17 protein-coding genes are annotated in these 14,635 nt (G+C 43.4%); 10 read left to right on the forward strand and 7 right to left on the reverse strand.

Going from position 1 to position 14,635, the window contains the following annotated elements:
• Positions 1–18: 18 nt before the first annotated feature.
• Entirely contained in the window at positions 19–717 is a 699-nt protein-coding gene (locus ACFQ0C_RS08365) for an AIM24 family protein (protein ID WP_379365764.1), read from the reverse strand.
• A 44-nt stretch (positions 718–761) separates the two neighbouring features.
• Positions 762–1,241, reverse strand: coding sequence for a DUF3450 domain-containing protein (locus ACFQ0C_RS08370; protein WP_258215362.1), 480 nt, complete (start codon positions 1,239–1,241; stop codon positions 762–764).
• A 171-nt stretch (positions 1,242–1,412) separates the two neighbouring features.
• On the opposite strand from ACFQ0C_RS08370, the gene ACFQ0C_RS08375 reads away from it, so the two are divergent.
• The 10 genes from ACFQ0C_RS08375 to ACFQ0C_RS08420 all read left to right on the forward strand — a co-directional run bounded on the left by ACFQ0C_RS08375 (position 1,413) and on the right by ACFQ0C_RS08420 (position 7,170).
• Entirely contained in the window at positions 1,413–1,886 is a 474-nt protein-coding gene (locus tag ACFQ0C_RS08375; protein ID WP_379365766.1) for an NUDIX domain-containing protein, read from the forward strand.
• An 82-nt stretch (positions 1,887–1,968) separates the two neighbouring features.
• Positions 1,969–2,421 carry a GyrI-like domain-containing protein gene (locus tag ACFQ0C_RS08380; RefSeq protein WP_379365768.1) on the forward strand — a complete coding sequence of 151 codons (453 nt, stop codon included), beginning with the start codon at positions 1,969–1,971 and terminating at the stop codon, positions 2,419–2,421.
• Positions 2,422–2,436: 15 nt separating this feature from the next.
• Positions 2,437–3,138: an HAD family hydrolase gene (locus tag ACFQ0C_RS08385; protein ID WP_379365770.1), complete on the forward strand. Its 702-nt coding sequence runs from the start codon at positions 2,437–2,439 to the stop codon at positions 3,136–3,138.
• Positions 3,139–3,299: 161 nt separating this feature from the next.
• A complete protein-coding gene (locus tag ACFQ0C_RS08390) occupies positions 3,300–3,461 on the forward strand; it encodes a hypothetical protein (protein WP_258215357.1) in 162 nt (53 codons plus the stop codon).
• Between the two features lie 222 nt (positions 3,462–3,683).
• Positions 3,684–4,208: a GrpB family protein gene (locus ACFQ0C_RS08395; RefSeq protein ID WP_379365773.1), complete on the forward strand. Its 525-nt coding sequence runs from the start codon at positions 3,684–3,686 to the stop codon at positions 4,206–4,208.
• Between the two features lie 27 nt (positions 4,209–4,235).
• Positions 4,236–4,655 (forward strand): NUDIX hydrolase, encoded by a 420-nt coding sequence (locus ACFQ0C_RS08400; RefSeq protein WP_379365775.1) that lies wholly within the window; start codon positions 4,236–4,238, stop codon positions 4,653–4,655.
• 69 nt (positions 4,656–4,724) lie between these two features.
• Positions 4,725–5,465 (forward strand): methylenetetrahydrofolate reductase, encoded by a 741-nt coding sequence (locus ACFQ0C_RS08405; protein ID WP_379365777.1) that lies wholly within the window; start codon positions 4,725–4,727, stop codon positions 5,463–5,465.
• Positions 5,466–5,532: 67 nt separating this feature from the next.
• Positions 5,533–5,994, forward strand: coding sequence for a UPF0158 family protein (locus tag ACFQ0C_RS08410; RefSeq protein WP_379365779.1), 462 nt, complete (start codon positions 5,533–5,535; stop codon positions 5,992–5,994).
• A 74-nt stretch (positions 5,995–6,068) separates the two neighbouring features.
• Positions 6,069–6,404 carry a cupin domain-containing protein gene (locus ACFQ0C_RS08415; RefSeq protein ID WP_379365781.1) on the forward strand — a complete coding sequence of 112 codons (336 nt, stop codon included), beginning with the start codon at positions 6,069–6,071 and terminating at the stop codon, positions 6,402–6,404.
• Positions 6,405–6,501: 97 nt separating this feature from the next.
• Entirely contained in the window at positions 6,502–7,170 is a 669-nt protein-coding gene (locus ACFQ0C_RS08420) for a zinc dependent phospholipase C family protein (protein WP_379365783.1), read from the forward strand.
• A gap of 96 nt (positions 7,171–7,266) precedes the next feature.
• On the opposite strand, the gene ACFQ0C_RS08425 is transcribed toward ACFQ0C_RS08420, so the two are convergent.
• The 5 genes from ACFQ0C_RS08425 to ACFQ0C_RS08445 form a co-directional block, all read right to left on the reverse strand.
• Positions 7,267–8,919 (reverse strand): hypothetical protein, encoded by a 1,653-nt coding sequence (locus ACFQ0C_RS08425; RefSeq protein WP_379365785.1) that lies wholly within the window; start codon positions 8,917–8,919, stop codon positions 7,267–7,269.
• Positions 8,920–8,970: 51 nt separating this feature from the next.
• Complete coding sequence (locus ACFQ0C_RS08430) at positions 8,971–11,079, reverse strand: phage tail protein (RefSeq protein WP_379365787.1); 2,109 nt, start codon at positions 11,077–11,079, stop codon at positions 8,971–8,973.
• Between the two features lie 53 nt (positions 11,080–11,132).
• A complete protein-coding gene (locus tag ACFQ0C_RS08435) occupies positions 11,133–13,376 on the reverse strand; it encodes a putative baseplate assembly protein (protein ID WP_379365789.1) in 2,244 nt (747 codons plus the stop codon).
• Between the two features lie 194 nt (positions 13,377–13,570).
• Entirely contained in the window at positions 13,571–14,131 is a 561-nt protein-coding gene (locus tag ACFQ0C_RS08440) for a DUF6155 family protein (RefSeq protein WP_379365791.1), read from the reverse strand.
• Between the two features lie 34 nt (positions 14,132–14,165).
• A complete protein-coding gene (locus ACFQ0C_RS08445) occupies positions 14,166–14,618 on the reverse strand; it encodes a GNAT family N-acetyltransferase (protein ID WP_379365793.1) in 453 nt (150 codons plus the stop codon).
• Between the last annotated feature and the right edge of the window lie 17 nt (positions 14,619–14,635).

Raw genomic sequence — 14,635 nt, forward strand, 5'->3', positions numbered from 1 at the left:
TTTACGTGATTGTTAGCTTTATTTGATAAACACTCCGCCAAACGGAATGATTTCTTTTAGTATGCGCCGCATCAAGCTATCGCTCTGCATCTGCTCATTTAATAGTTTGTCAGGCTTGCATGGCTGCAGCAGCACGGTACCCGATCCTTTTATCTCCCAATGGTAGTTCATATTCTGGCTGGCTAACGTATTGCCGTACACACAAGGGGTTAAGCTGACATGCTGCGGATAAGCAACAAGACAGCTTATATCGACATACAGCGGCTGCCCGGGATCAAGCTCGATTGGATATAAGGGACCAGCAGTAAGCAGCCCCAGCTTTCCCGGACCTTGAAATCGCATTTTCACAAAATCACGTGTCATCAGCGCATTGCGTACTGTCTGTACATGGGTCCGGAAGCTCATCCCTTCTGAATAGAATAGGACATGACGAAATTCAAACAACAGGTCGTCATCCTCCTTGATCTCAACCGTCCCCAAAGAGTAGCCCTCCGGCAGCCCGAGCATAAAGCGGGCCGGCCCGTGGATTCGCGATTGCACCATTCTTTTTTTTCGATACATCCCTGAGAGCTTCATGAATGAGTCTTCACGCAGAGAAGGCGCTCCTTGGAAAGCAACGATCTGATTCGGATGAAGCACATGCACGGATTCGCCCAAGTCCAATGTCAATGCAGCTAATCGCGTCATTTGACCGGCTTGCTCATAGGAAATATTCAAGCCTGTCCCCTCCCAATCCCGACCATCGCCGATTTCTTACCTATTTACTGCTTCATCTTGCTGTTTTGCCGTCTCCACACCGTTATCCTAAGCACGCGACCTAACACAAAATAACCTAAAACAAGAATAACGGCCGTTATAGCTATCGTTGTTATTTTTCGTGTAAAAGCATTTTTATCCTGTGCGGTTTGTTCCATAGATTGGATGCGTCTTTGGAGCGCTTCATTCTGCTCCTGCAGCTGCTTGTTTTGAGCGATCAGTCGCTCCTCCGTTTGCATCGACTGCCTCACCGTCTCGGTTAGCTTGTCCTTTTGCTCCTGCAGCTGCTGCTTTGTCGCATCAAACTCTTTTTGAATGCTCTCCACCTGCTCCGGCAGCTGGTAAATATCTTTAACCCGATCCAATAGTCCGGCCTCTACAGTGGAATACGGCTGAAGCAGTGCCGCTGCAATACCTACAACCATTAATGCTTGTCCATATCGCGTTTTTCGTGATCGCTTTGGACAATGTACCATTGGTTTCATCCGTTCTCCACCTCCACCATTCGACATCTATCTCTATTTTACCTCGTATTTCGTCCATATGCCAATGACTCTGCAATCCCACATTATTCCTCGAAAAAACCTTACGGTTCACTTCCATAATAAGGTATTATTGTAATTGGATATCCTAAAAGAATGGATGTGGTATTTCGTATGGGAGAGGCAAGATTTTATTATAAAAATATTGATGCTCCGACACCGAACCAGCCGACAAGTGTTGGTGTTGTAGCGTTAATCACAGATGACAATAGATTATTAATGGAAAGAAGAACCGATAGTGGAAAATGGGCGATAATAGGCGGCGCAATAAAGAAGGATGAATCATTAATTGACGGGCTTTATAGAGAAGTAAACGAAGAAACCGGATTGAGGATCAGCAAATATGAATTGTTTGGGACTTTCTCCGATCCTTCCAGAATTATTGAATTCCCAGATGGAAACGTGAAACGAATTATTACAATTGCTTACAAGGTGGAAGTTGAACCGTATGAGAGGCTAGTTTGCAGTGATGAATCATTAGAACTCAAATATATAAATAGATCAGAACTAGAATCAATAGCTGTCGCTGAAACTCATAAATCCATAGTAGAGCATTATATAAAAAACAATACACTCATTTTAGAGTAACTTTTTGAAGACGCTTGTAAAATGCTAAACGTCAAAGCATAAGCTTATAATCTTTGCCTAAAAACGAAAGGTGGAACCTATTATGAGCATTGAACTAGTTAAAATGGAGGTCAAGGAAGCATTCACAGTAGTTGGAATGGAATGTCCTCTTTCACCAATTGAGGCCCCAAAAATATGGCATCCGTTCATCCAAAACATACATCTCATTGAAAATAGAGTAAATTCCACTGTCTCCTTAGGGGTATGCGATGATCTTAATCAACGGTATATCACCTCAGTTGAAGTAAATAAACTGGATGCTGTTCCAGAGGGAATGGTTAGTTTTGTGATACCCGCCAACGAATATGCTGTTTTTAAACATAAGGGTTCCATTCAAGGAATCAATGAATCGTTTCAAGAAATCGGTAGATGGTTGCATCAAAATAATTACAAAGGAACCCACAAACCACCCTTCTTTGAATTATATGACGAGCGTTATCAGGGTGAAAGTGAAGAAAGTGAGTTTACTATTTATATGTCTTTGGTAAAGATTTGATTGGAGGTTCCCTCTATGAAATATGTTTTCTTCGATCTTGATGAGACACTTTCAGATCATCGATACGCTTGCCAAAATGGAATTGAAGCTATTATGAATCTCTATCCAGACCTTCGAGTGAAGACAGTAGAACAGTTAGAGACCGAGTTCTGGCAGATGTTGAACGGAAATTATAATCAAGTCCTAAGTGGCGCTTTATCTCTGAAGGATACCAGGCTTGAACGTATTGCAGCACTATTTATAGGATGTAACCTTAAACCACCAGAGGATTTAGAGAAGCTGGGCGAACTGTATGTAAGCTGCTATGATCAATCATTTAGAGCAATTCCCGGGATAATCGAAGTTCTAGAGCTACTAAAAGAACAAGACCGTAGAGTAACCGTAATCACCAATGGTTTTAAGAAAACACAATATAAAAAGCTAGTATCCTGCAAAGTCATCAAATACATAGACCATATAATAACTTCGGAGGAAATTGGGGTCCCCAAACCGCATAAACAGATTTTTATGGAAGCTCTCCGAATCTGCAACGTCAGTTCTGAAGAAGTAATTATGATAGGTGACTCATGGGTAAATGATATTATGGGCGCCTCCTCACTTGGTATAAAAACCCTATGGTTTAATAGAAGAAACGAGTCTTGTCCCGATAGTTCGATTACAGATGTGATATATGAGCCTCATGAAATAATTGACTACATGAATTTAAAAAGAAGGTGAAACTTATGCATTTTGAAATAACAACAGCCATTGTTCAGCTGATATCTTTCGCACTTCTTGTCGCGTTAATAGTAATTATAATTAAACTCGTTAACAGCTCAAAGCGGAAGGAATAAATTGAGACTGATATACGTCTTATAGAAAAAGGTGAGTCCAAACAAATGGATGTAATTGTGATTGTATTAGTTATTCTTGTCTTTGTAGTGGTTTTAGGAATTAGCAGTATAGACTATAAGCTGAAGAAAAAGCTAGAAAACGATGAAAGAATTATTGAGAGACTTGATTTATTAATAAACGACAAAAGAAAGAGCAATAACGATTAAGGTGGTTAAATGAATGGATACATTCTCAGACAATTTGAAAATTAATAAGGATAGCTGGGATGCAGCTTCAGAGCGATTTTTTGGTGATCGAAGAGGTGGAATGGCCTGCTAAATCGAGAGGAAATGAAACCTCCTGGTACTCAGATCTGAAAGCTAATTATTTCCCAGCTACCCTGATCATAAAATGCAAGAAATTATGAAGCTTAAGATAAAGGAGCAATTATGGTAAGAAAAACCGTAATAGAGCCATGGACAGAGGATTGGAACCAGAGGTACCAGTCTGAATCGGAATTACTCGCAGCGATTTTGAATGAAAATGTCGTTGAAATGTATCATATCGGCAGCACATCGGTCCCCCAAATAGGGTTTGCTAAACCGATTGTAGATATTTTAATCTCAGCTTTAAGTATAGAACAAATAGATTTTTACAACGAAACTATGACTAAGCATGGATATCAGCCTAGAGGGGAGAACGGAATAGCCGGGCGAAGATATTTTATAAAAGGAGACCCGCGAATCGTCCATCTCCATATTTATCAACAGTATGATCCCCATATAAAAGACCATTTGGATTTCAAACATTATATGAGCGCCCATCCCGAAAATGCTGCCAAATATGGGGAACTTAAATTATGGCTCGCCAAGCAGTACCCGGATAATACTTATTTGTATCAGAAGAATAAGGAAGCATTCGTAAGTGAAATGGTCGATAAAGCACGCGAATGGGCTAACACGCAGAGAACCTAATGACGAAAACAGAAAGGAAGACACTCCATGAAAAGAGTAAATGTCGCCTATTCCCTGATTTATAATGAGGAAACCCAACAAATACTAATGGTTTATAACAAGGATTCAGGCTTCTGGTCCCTGCCTGGCGGAGCCGTTGAAGACGGAGAAACACTTGAGCAAGCGGTAATACGAGAAGCCTTTGAAGAAACCGGATTAACGGTTAAGGTTGGGGATATAGCCGCGGTTAGAGAATGCTTTTTCACCCCAAAACAGCATCATGTGCTATTTATTATTTTTCACGCGTCTATTGTTGACGGCTCAATTCAAATTCAGCATCCTGACGAAATATCTGAGATCTGCTGGATGGACATAGAAGCAGCCCTGAAATTAATGCCTTATTATGAAAACGGATTGCAAGACATGCTGAAGTCTTCTTGTAAATACCAATTTGAAGGCGTGAGATAAACATCAAAATCATGTATAATAATTAATAATAATGCATTAATATTCACAACCAGGATAGGAAGGTACTTCATGAGAATATCTATCGAGCTTGTGCCAAGAGGAATCGAACATTTACAATCTGAGCTCCAATTAATTAAAGCTAAATTTCCATCCATAAATACGGTTAATATTCCAGACCTGATGAGATTAGATATTCGCAGTTGGGAAGGCACTGCTATTTCCAAAACCTTTTACGATAACTGTATCCCACATATACGAGCGATCGACTTTGATTTGAACAAAAACATTACCATTACTGAATATTTGAATCTTCATCGCATCTCCGAAATTCTTGTAATAACCGGGGATCACCCGCAGGATATAAATAGAAAAGTTTATCCGGTGACTAGCACAGATTTTATAAAAAAGATAAAGGCCGAATGTCCGAATATCAAGGTGTATGCAGCTATTGATCCCTATCGGAACAGCATTCGAAAAGAATACGAATATGTCCAACAAAAGCTGGATGCGGGTACGGATGGCTTTTTTACGCAGCCCTTTTTTGATATAAGGCTTATGGAGGTTTATATGGAGCTGCTAGAGGGCTCTGATATTTTCTGGGGAGTATCTCCTGTAACCTCGCTCAGGTCTAGAAACTATTGGGAGGTAAAGAACAACGCCGTATTTCCCAAAAGCTTTGAACCTACTTTGCAATGGAACATTGATTTTGCCAGGAAAGCTTTGGACTTCTCCCATGGTACGAATAGTCATATTTACTTTATGCCAATAAAGACAGATTTGGAAACTTATTTGGCAGGTATTTTTAGTTAGTATAAATCCTTACTATAAAGACAATAAAGAGAATAAAGACTATTAAATTGATAAAGGGTTGAGAGCCTTGAAAGTAAAATTGCGAGACATAATTGATGGAATGGATATGATGTTTGATGGTTCAAATTCGTATCTCAATATTAAGACCGGAGAGGTCATAACCGTATCCGTGGAGGAGCTGCGGGCTGCGGAAGAAGAAGAGTCATTCGAACATTTGCATGATTGGCAGCAGGATAATATGGAAGTAGCTATTGATGTAATTGAGAACTTTGAAAATTATAAGGAATTACCAACGAAATTTGATATTAACGATTATGCAATGATGGAAAGCTACATCTATTCTCTTGAGAATGAACAAAGCGCGAGGTCTCTACTAGAAGCGATACAAGGAAAAGGTGCTTTTAGAAGATTTAAAGACACACTCGCTTATCTGGGTATTTTAGATAATTGGTACGCTTATCGTCATGAATGCTACAAGAAAATCGCTATCGAATGGTGTGAGGACAACAGCCTTGAATATTCCGAATGACATCCCGTCACATTACTAGTCACTGAATTATTGTATTCAAAATGATAGAAAAACGGCTGCAAAGGACTGGTTAAATGATAAGTAAGCATAATGCTGAGCACTATACTTGGGGAGATAACTGCGATGGATGGCGACTTGTCAATAACGAGGAAAAAAGCATTATCCACGAAAAAATGCCACCCGCTACAAGCGAAGTAAGACATTACCATAATAAAGCGAGTCAGTTCTTCTTTATTTTATCAGGTGTTATGCATATTGAAATAAACGGCGTGGAGTTTACGATCAGGCAGCACGAAGGAATTGAGGTTCTACCTCTACAAGCACATCAAGTGTTTAATAAATCGGAGCAGGACATTGAGTTTCTAGTCATTTCACAACCAAATACCAAAAATGATAGAGTTCCCTTATGAACTAGCTGTTAGACAACTATCAGAATGACATCATTGTAAAATCTGGTATTTGTTGTAAGCTTATAGGATACAAAAATGATGAGAGGTGTACTAGAAAATGCCGCTACCGATGATTCATTTAAGTGTTGCTGTAAATTATATGGGAAATGAAGACATTCCTGCCACTTTTTTATTAGGTAATATCGCTCCTGATTCTATACATATGCGGAAGGGCACAAACAGAGAGGATAAAAGACGCACCCATTTAGACATTATAAACGCTGCCAAGAACATGGACCTTTTACAAGCTGAATACCACCGTCATATTATCCAAAGTAATGAAGATGAGGCGTGGAAATGGTTTGTTCGGGGATATTTTGCTCATCTGCTTACAGACTACTTCTGGACTTATAGTGTATATGAACAGTTTAAAGAACAGGCCACAAAGGACCAAATTCCAGCCGATGAAATAAAAAGAGCTTATTATAAAGACACTGACCAGATTGACTTCCTTATTTATACAACGAAAAAATGGACACCTGAAGTATGGAGAAAACTAATCTCCACTCCGATATTCCCCTTTGCCCCTTATCTTTCTGCTGATGAAATTAACTTCTGGCGGTTACGGACAATTCATTGGTTCGATTTACTGAGCGAGGAGCCCCGCATAACACCGAAATATATAACCGAAAGCATAACGGAAAATTTCATTAGTGAGACTGCTTATAAAATCAAAGATTTAATTTCAGGATGGGATCGCATCTTGCTCGGGCAGAAAATAGGCTGAATATGAAAAGCTTCATTTCGAAAATAAAAAACGGTCTCCTTGTCAGTGCAAGGGACCGTTTTTTTGTTTAAAGAGATTGCACCAGAGGCTAGGTGGCTATTCTTCCTTGCCGCTTGCAGCCTCGCGCACTGAGTTCTCAACAGCTGAGCTAGCTTCCCGCACCTCGGATGGCTTGTTGTACGCCCACCAACGAACGCGTATATTCGTCGCCTCTGTTGGCTGCTGCAATCGGACACCTACGCGGAAGGTGCCTTTGCGTGGATACACGAGTGTGCCTATCTTCACTTCCGGGCCGCTTGTCTCAAACTCGCTGCCTTTAAACACATCGGAAGCGCCATAGTAAACTCGCTCGCTGTTGCTAAGAATGTCCGATATGTAGTCATCGGACACTTCCTCAAGGCCGGTTACAATATAAGTATCCCCGGCTCCTAAACCATGTTCGATTTCATCGGAAACATAGCTTTTTCCACCCTTCCCGAATGGGGATGCAGTAAATTTATTTAATGATGCAACCGGAATTTCCACCACGCCGGTCCGCATATCTTGATTCGACTGGACACTTGGTAATCCGAGATTGAACGAAATCTCGTTATTTTCCCGATTATATGCAACCTTCAATTCTGGCTCTTGGTCAGACCCGAGACTGGTTATAGAGGTCTTCGTTATGATCGGACTATCGGTCGGTGAGGATACTCCGTCATTTTGACCTAGCTTGTGAAGGGCGGAAGCGTTGTAGACATATTCCCCGAAAGGCACGGGCTCAACCTTCTCAATAATGTAGGTCGGACCCATCTGCAATAAATTAATTTTAGCCAAATAAATACATGGCTCTGAGGAAGATTCCAAGGAATCCTCCAAGGAACGATTCACATAATCCTCCAGCCACTGATCCTTAACGGCTCGGTTGATGATGTTCAGCTCATTCATACTGCTGGCAGCAAGAGGTACCTGCTTGTCGCCTATCCGCAGAACAGCTGTATCACGCTTAACGCCAACCCGGCTTTTGCCTTTGGAGGATCGCCCTGCTCTCAGCTGCACCTTAATTTCATATTCCGTTTCCTGGCGGTCCTGCGGCTCACTGAACGTCAACGCCCCATAACTTTCCGCCTCAACTTGATCTCCTGCAACCTCATATTGGAAAAACACCTTAGCCGCTTGCAGCGTCTTCTCCACCCGCAAAGTCATTTCGAATAGCTGTCCCGGATTGACATAACGCGGTGTGCTTTGCAAAATACGAACCTGAGAATCCTGGTACAGCACACTAGTCTGGTCCATCACATTATTTAAAGGAAAAGAAGCCGGGTCCGGCGCTTCCTCACGAATAAACAAGCGGTAGCTCTCCAGCACACGGTTGTATTCACTGATCTCATCGGAGCGAACAGCGGCATTAGCGACGGAATGAACCGGCTCCTTGCCTTTTTCATCATAAGCGATACAAAGGTATACATTTTTGGCGTATTCATTATTAGTGAAACCGTCCATCATGGACAGCTTCAAGGTAACCGGCGAAGAAATAATAATTTCCCGGCCTAACGCATCAATGGCAGCCCCCATTTCTACCGAGACCGACTTGTCATCCACTGCAATAACCTGCAATCCTGTAATAACACCCGCTCCGTGTAATAAACGGTTCATCATGCGGCGTTTGTCGTTAAAATACTTTTGCTCCGATTCAAAATCACGAACAGTCAGCAGCTTCCCATAAAAATAGCGGTTTCGTTCAAACGGATAATAGCGTGTTTTTTTCATCGAAATTCCCTCGCCTTCCCCTATATTCATACATATTCCCAAGGATTGTTATTATTCTAGCTCTGAATCTAGTCCCAGCCGAGTATGGATATCCATTCGCTTATCCCGTTCCAGATCGATCAGCACCGTATTGTAAGGCATCGATGAGCCTTGATCGAGAGTAAGCAGCGTAGGCTCCGATAGAAATGTATTGATCCCCATATAAGTATGCATATCTATGTACATCCATGGCTGCAGCAGCGTCAGCTTCCCCTCGGTAAAAGCAGGCTTCTGGTCGTTGATTATCGACTCGACAATCAATCGCTGCTTATCGGTCTGCACACATTCCTGCGGCAGCATGACACAAAACACATAAGGATTGTCGCCATACAACCGAGACAGCAGTTCTCTGAGCTCGGACCGCTCCTGCATTTGCTTCATTTGAAAATACTCGATAATATAGGGCTCCGAGCCGGTGTAAATCTGCAGCATTCGTGACAAGCCTTGCCTTGTGCCTCGCAGCTTGTACAGCTCAGGGGCTTGCTTAATCAGTTGACGAAGCTTGCCCTCTCCCCAGGATTCATCCTCGGAGACAGCAAGCCAAGTGCCAAGCCATTCCAGATAATGCCCATGCACCGCATCAGGATCAAAGTATTTGGAGATACGGTCGATCTTCTCCTCCATATCCTGAAAGAAGGTTCCGAACATAGACAGGAAACGATCCAAAAAACGGCTCTCATCCTGCATCTCCTGATAGATCGGAGGCAAGTAGGAAATCAAAGATTGCCTTGGAAAATAAACCCTCAGCTTATGCAAAAGTGGCGATTGCCGTTCGCTGCCCATTATCTCCAGCTTAAACCAAAGATAACGTCCCTGCGCATTCATTAGCAGAGCATCGCGCGGATTAACAATGGGCTCAGACCATAAATCCCTTGTTGATCTTAGCTTATCCTTAAGCGTAATATCGGAATTGGTAAGGTACCTGCTCAAATCGACAAATTCCCCATCAACCATCAGCTCTTTGCGGTCTGATGCAAAATACGAAATGCGAACCTGCGTCTCCTCGGGAATGACCGCCTCCAGCTGAAACCTGTGCCATTCCGTCTCCGAAAGGGTTGTATCCAGTTCAGAGGATAAGTAAATCCCCTCAGGGAGAGAGCTTTCCTCAAGCTCCAGCGTGCGCTGCTGCAGCTCCAGCAGTGTAATCTCAGCTAACTCTCCATTCAATACGTACATCCGGTTTCTCGAATTAATCAGCAGCTTATCGGTACGGCCGCGGAAACCGGAAACCCTCGATTGAAAATCACCTTGTGCCCCGAACTTTAGAATGAACCGCTCATCCTCTTCATCCACCCCGACAGACCTGCTGTCTCCGATGTAAATATTATTATTCGTATCAATGGAAAGTCCCGCATAGGAACCCTCAAGAGCAAGTGGGAAGTGGGTGTCGAAGGTTCCGTCCTCTTTAAAAACTGTTAGCAGGTTGCGGTATGCGTCAAACAGATGAACTTTGCCCGCCTCGGATACAGCCGCATCATATCTTCGCTTCAGCTGTTCAGCATCCGTCCGTTGGTCCAACCTGAGCGAGTCATGCTGATACACACCAACCACTTCACCCGCAGCATCCCACTGCAAAATCCCAATTCTTCCTCCTTCCGGCACCTCTTCTTTTCCATTCATTCCAATAATCATATCCAACGGAACGACCGTATACAGTCGTTTTTGCAAATCGGAAGCTACAGCAAGCGGATATATCGGGCTATTCTTCCAGTTTTCAACCGCCCATAGCAGCTGACTGTTCGATATGGAGTATGCTGCTACACGGCGTTCACTTACGGGATCAGCCACAAACAAGGTGTCACCTCGTGACGCAAGCAGTGCATGTCCACTAAACAGCTGATGATTCCGTCCAAACATAAGCTCCGTATGGCGGTTTTCTGCATCGTAGGACCATATGGCAGCTTCCGCATCCAGTACGAATAGCTTGCCGCCTTGTCCTACCGTAAAATCCATCATCACATCAGGGCCATTGATATCCATGCAACGGATTACTTTATGTACCGCATATTTCTCGGTTTGGTGAATGGCTAAGTCTCCATTCACCATCCGCAGATTGTAGTAGCTTCCTTTATCCCAATCCAAGCGTTTGTTAAAAGAGAAAAATTGATACGGATCCTGCACCGTCCCCACCCCCTAGTTCCTGCAGGTACTCTATGTCTCTAGTTCTGCAGCCCCTACACATCGTTCTTGCTGAGCAATTCAATCTCATGCCCGCCGGATGTTACCAATCCATAAGGCGGAATGATAATATCCCCGCTGGCATCCTTTCGTGCTCCAGCTCCTTCATAATCTATCCACAGATCCTGCACATAGACGACACCTTTTACCCGACTAATTGCACCATAAATATCACCTTTGTACACAGCACGCCCGAATGGCCAGCCTCTCGCTTCACTTCCTTGATCCAATGGATGAAGCAGCCGCTGCAGCTCACGAATAATTCGTCTGGCCTCACCCTTCATATGCGGCTCCATTACTACAACAGCATGTACGGATATCTTAATGTATTCTGCCGGAATAACGTGAAGCTCCGTGGTCAGAAGCCTGTGAAGATCGAGATGTCTGCGTACCGTCTGCAGAAAGCCGCTGCCTGCTTTAGGTTCCGCAGCTTCACTGTAGGGAACGACAACAACCGTCATCTGGGCGGGAGCCCTTTCCTGCTGCTCAATTTTCATCCCCGGTTTATATAGAGGAATAGCCTTCACTCTCGCCACACGAACACCCGGTGTGGAACGGGCAATTGCCTCATAGTCCTCACCTGTTACCGCGCGGTATGGCGTATGCAGTTCCTGCCTTACGCGCAGCTTCGCTTCGGCAATGGTCTCATTTTCCGTCCCACCTGCAGCAGGAAATGGATTTGTTACCCGAATGCCCAGAAGTTCAGGTTCAGCCGTCATGATCTCCGAAATCAACCCGTCCTTCACATTGCCTCTAAGGCCTCCACCGGTTTGCAGCGATATAATCCGTACATTATTGATTTCCGCCTTGTGGGGGATTAGTCCCTCTTCGTTATTGCCAAACCGAATGATGCCATTAGCGGTATCCAATACGTAATGTCGATCCTCAGAGCCGGAGTGGTCGAAGTCTTCTACAGCCGACCAATCCTCCCATACCAGCAGCTCCTCAGCTCCTGGCTTGACGCACCCGATTTGGAGCTGAAAGCTGCCGCTTAAGCAGTTTAGCAAACGATCATACTCAAACTCCTGATTAGGTAGCCCGTTGCTTCGGCCTAGCCAACGTTCCAATTCAAACTCAGGTGTATAGGAGATGAGCCTAATACTATGATCGCCAGCTGGGGGAATAAGGGCATGGCTTCCATTTCCAAATACAAGCTTGACCGATTGACTTTGCTTATCTCTATGCAGCTCATAGCAGGGATCTTGTGGTCCGCAATCAGCTAAATTCATGACTGAACGCCAATCACACCAATCTCCTGCGGCATCCCGAACCTGCACCATATTCAACCCATAAAAAGGGAGATGTCCTACTATTGCAAATTCCATATCTGCTTCGCCCGAGCTGGTAAAAGACGCTGTCTCACTCCACGTCTCTCTCTGTGCAGCGATCCCGGCATTAGCATGGATTTGTTCAAGCTTGGGCGACAGCTCATAGCCTTCCCGCTCCAGCGTGCAGCAAATCCAATAACGCCGCTTATCATTAGCCGGATGCACCAGCATCGGCTTCATGGGAGCAGGCAGGCGGAACACAAGCTGGCCGGTTTGGGATAAATGCACCGTCGAGTCGCGAACCAGCTCCACCGGAAGCCATCCCTCACCCTCTTCGGCCCCAAAATATTTCCAAGACACATCTGCAGAAGAGACCAATCGGACCGACCCATCGGCTTGCTTGCCAATAGATACCGGATAATCCTCAAACAGCTTGAATCCAATGGAAATATCCATATGCTCTGGCAGCGCCTGGTCGAAACCCAGGTATAGCTTGCTGCCACTCCTCGCTTCAGGGCCAAATGCGTAATAAGAAATTCCAGAGTGATGATTGGAAGAGGTGTAATCACTTGCTGCTGCCTCGGTGCGCACGATAATTTTATCCAACTCAGCTGGTATCAGCTGCAGCGTCTCAACCGTTTCAAAAGGCTGGTCCATCGCCTTCAGCTTCGTACCCTTCGGCAGAACCTTATGCTGTGTGCTGCCCGAAAAGGTGACATAAGCTGAGGCAGACTCCGCTTGGAGCAGCTTTATGCCCAACAGCTTCAGAAATTTCCGTTCATTTTTCTCCGTAATCCGATTCAGGTAATATTGTTGAACTTCAGTCATCCACGACATCAGCTCGACCAATGTAATCCCAGGGTCGCTCGCATTCTCATCGGTCCACTCTGGCAGCAGCTTAGGTATGGCTTTACGGGCTTCCTGGACAATCTGATCGAAAAAGCGGTCGTCTAAATTGGGTATCGGCAGCATTTGATTTTACACCTCCTTTTTTTTCTACCCTCCCAAACCCTCCCTATAAGGGAGGGCCCCAAGGGCTTCCGCCCTCTGGACACCCGAAAGGGTTGGGGAGGGCTCGGCGGTGGTTCTCCTTGGTTAGTTATCTGCTTGGAACGCTTTCGTCCCTATGGGACACGCTTTAATTTGGGTGCTCCCACGAATGCATACTACTCAATCATTTCTTCAAACTCAGCTGCGAATTCCATATATAAATAGGATAACTCGTCATGAAACCCCCAACCGATTCCAGCTGTTTTACCCACAATCGTTTCAAGCCTTTCATTGAATCTATGAAATAGGGCTTCGTTCCCTACTATCTTTTTTATTACATTCGAATACATGGAAATCATACTATTATAAAATGGTTCATCTATATCTCCATAAGCATTTGTAAAATTCACGCCCACTTCCACATAGTAGATCATCAAATCAATCGTCCTAACTTCATCATTGCTCAAGTTCTTAAAATCTGTAATAGCCTTCTTGGCATGGGACAATCTTAACCTTGCCAATCCACGTTCAGGAAAAAACTCCTGCCGTATCTGATGCTTTGATTTTTCAAACAACTCTTCAATGGTTTCATCGGGATTTATGAGTATATGGATGTAATTCTTCACATCGCTGCTAAGCTTATAACAATCCATAAGCATTGAAATTAACGCTTCTTTCTCATAGCTTTTCAATGATTTTTTTATTTCTGGGATCGAGGTTTTTTTAGATTTTGTCAAAATAGTTCTTCACTCTTTCGTATAGTGATCTAAATCAATCGAATTTCATGATAAAGCCGGTTTTCAATCCTTTGATGAATCCATTTCTCTCATAAAATCGATGTATTTCTTCTCTTTTAGATCCGGTCAATAACATGAGCTTATAGCAATCACGTTCTTTTGCTAGTTCAATTGCTTTATTTAATACCATTCGAGCATAACCGTTCTTCCTGTATTCTATATGGGTTACTACGTTCTCTATCAATCCATAAGGTCTCGCATTTCTAGTTAAATTCTTAATGATGGTCAAGACACATGATGATATTATCGTCCCTTCCTTCTCAACAACAATGATCTTCATGTACCTATCATTCATAATTTCATCCCACAGCTTTTCAAGCTTATTATCGAAAATTAAATCAGGGTCTTGTGCATGCATATGCTTGTATAATTGAAGAAGATTACTTAATTCATTCTTATGTATTAAACGAACGGTTACGTCAGACATAGGACACCTGCTTATAA

This window comes from Paenibacillus sp. GCM10027630 (genome assembly GCF_042676305.1).
In the GTDB taxonomy this organism is placed as follows: Bacteria; Bacillota; Bacilli; order Paenibacillales; family NBRC-103111; genus Paenibacillus_S.

What these genes read in the sequence shown, in the direction of transcription:
- ACFQ0C_RS08420 (WP_379365783.1), top strand. Translation starts at nt 6,502, where the DNA reads ATGCCGCTACCGATGATTCATTTAAGTGTTGCTGTAAATTATATGGGA.
- ACFQ0C_RS08390 (WP_258215357.1), top strand. Translation starts at nt 3,300, where the DNA reads ATGGATGTAATTGTGATTGTATTAGTTATTCTTGTCTTTGTAGTGGTT.
- ACFQ0C_RS08380 (WP_379365768.1), top strand. Translation starts at nt 1,969, where the DNA reads ATGAGCATTGAACTAGTTAAAATGGAGGTCAAGGAAGCATTCACAGTA.
- ACFQ0C_RS08400 (WP_379365775.1), top strand. Translation starts at nt 4,236, where the DNA reads ATGAAAAGAGTAAATGTCGCCTATTCCCTGATTTATAATGAGGAAACC.
- ACFQ0C_RS08425 (WP_379365785.1), bottom strand. Translation starts at nt 8,919, where the DNA reads ATGAAAAAAACACGCTATTATCCGTTTGAACGAAACCGCTATTTTTAT.
- ACFQ0C_RS08385 (WP_379365770.1), top strand. Translation starts at nt 2,437, where the DNA reads ATGAAATATGTTTTCTTCGATCTTGATGAGACACTTTCAGATCATCGA.
- ACFQ0C_RS08370 (WP_258215362.1), bottom strand. Translation starts at nt 1,241, where the DNA reads ATGAAACCAATGGTACATTGTCCAAAGCGATCACGAAAAACGCGATAT.
- ACFQ0C_RS08405 (WP_379365777.1), top strand. Translation starts at nt 4,725, where the DNA reads ATGAGAATATCTATCGAGCTTGTGCCAAGAGGAATCGAACATTTACAA.
- ACFQ0C_RS08415 (WP_379365781.1), top strand. Translation starts at nt 6,069, where the DNA reads ATGATAAGTAAGCATAATGCTGAGCACTATACTTGGGGAGATAACTGC.
- ACFQ0C_RS08435 (WP_379365789.1), bottom strand. Translation starts at nt 13,376, where the DNA reads ATGCTGCCGATACCCAATTTAGACGACCGCTTTTTCGATCAGATTGTC.
- ACFQ0C_RS08445 (WP_379365793.1), bottom strand. Translation starts at nt 14,618, where the DNA reads ATGTCTGACGTAACCGTTCGTTTAATACATAAGAATGAATTAAGTAAT.
- ACFQ0C_RS08375 (WP_379365766.1), top strand. Translation starts at nt 1,413, where the DNA reads ATGGGAGAGGCAAGATTTTATTATAAAAATATTGATGCTCCGACACCG.
- ACFQ0C_RS08395 (WP_379365773.1), top strand. Translation starts at nt 3,684, where the DNA reads ATGGTAAGAAAAACCGTAATAGAGCCATGGACAGAGGATTGGAACCAG.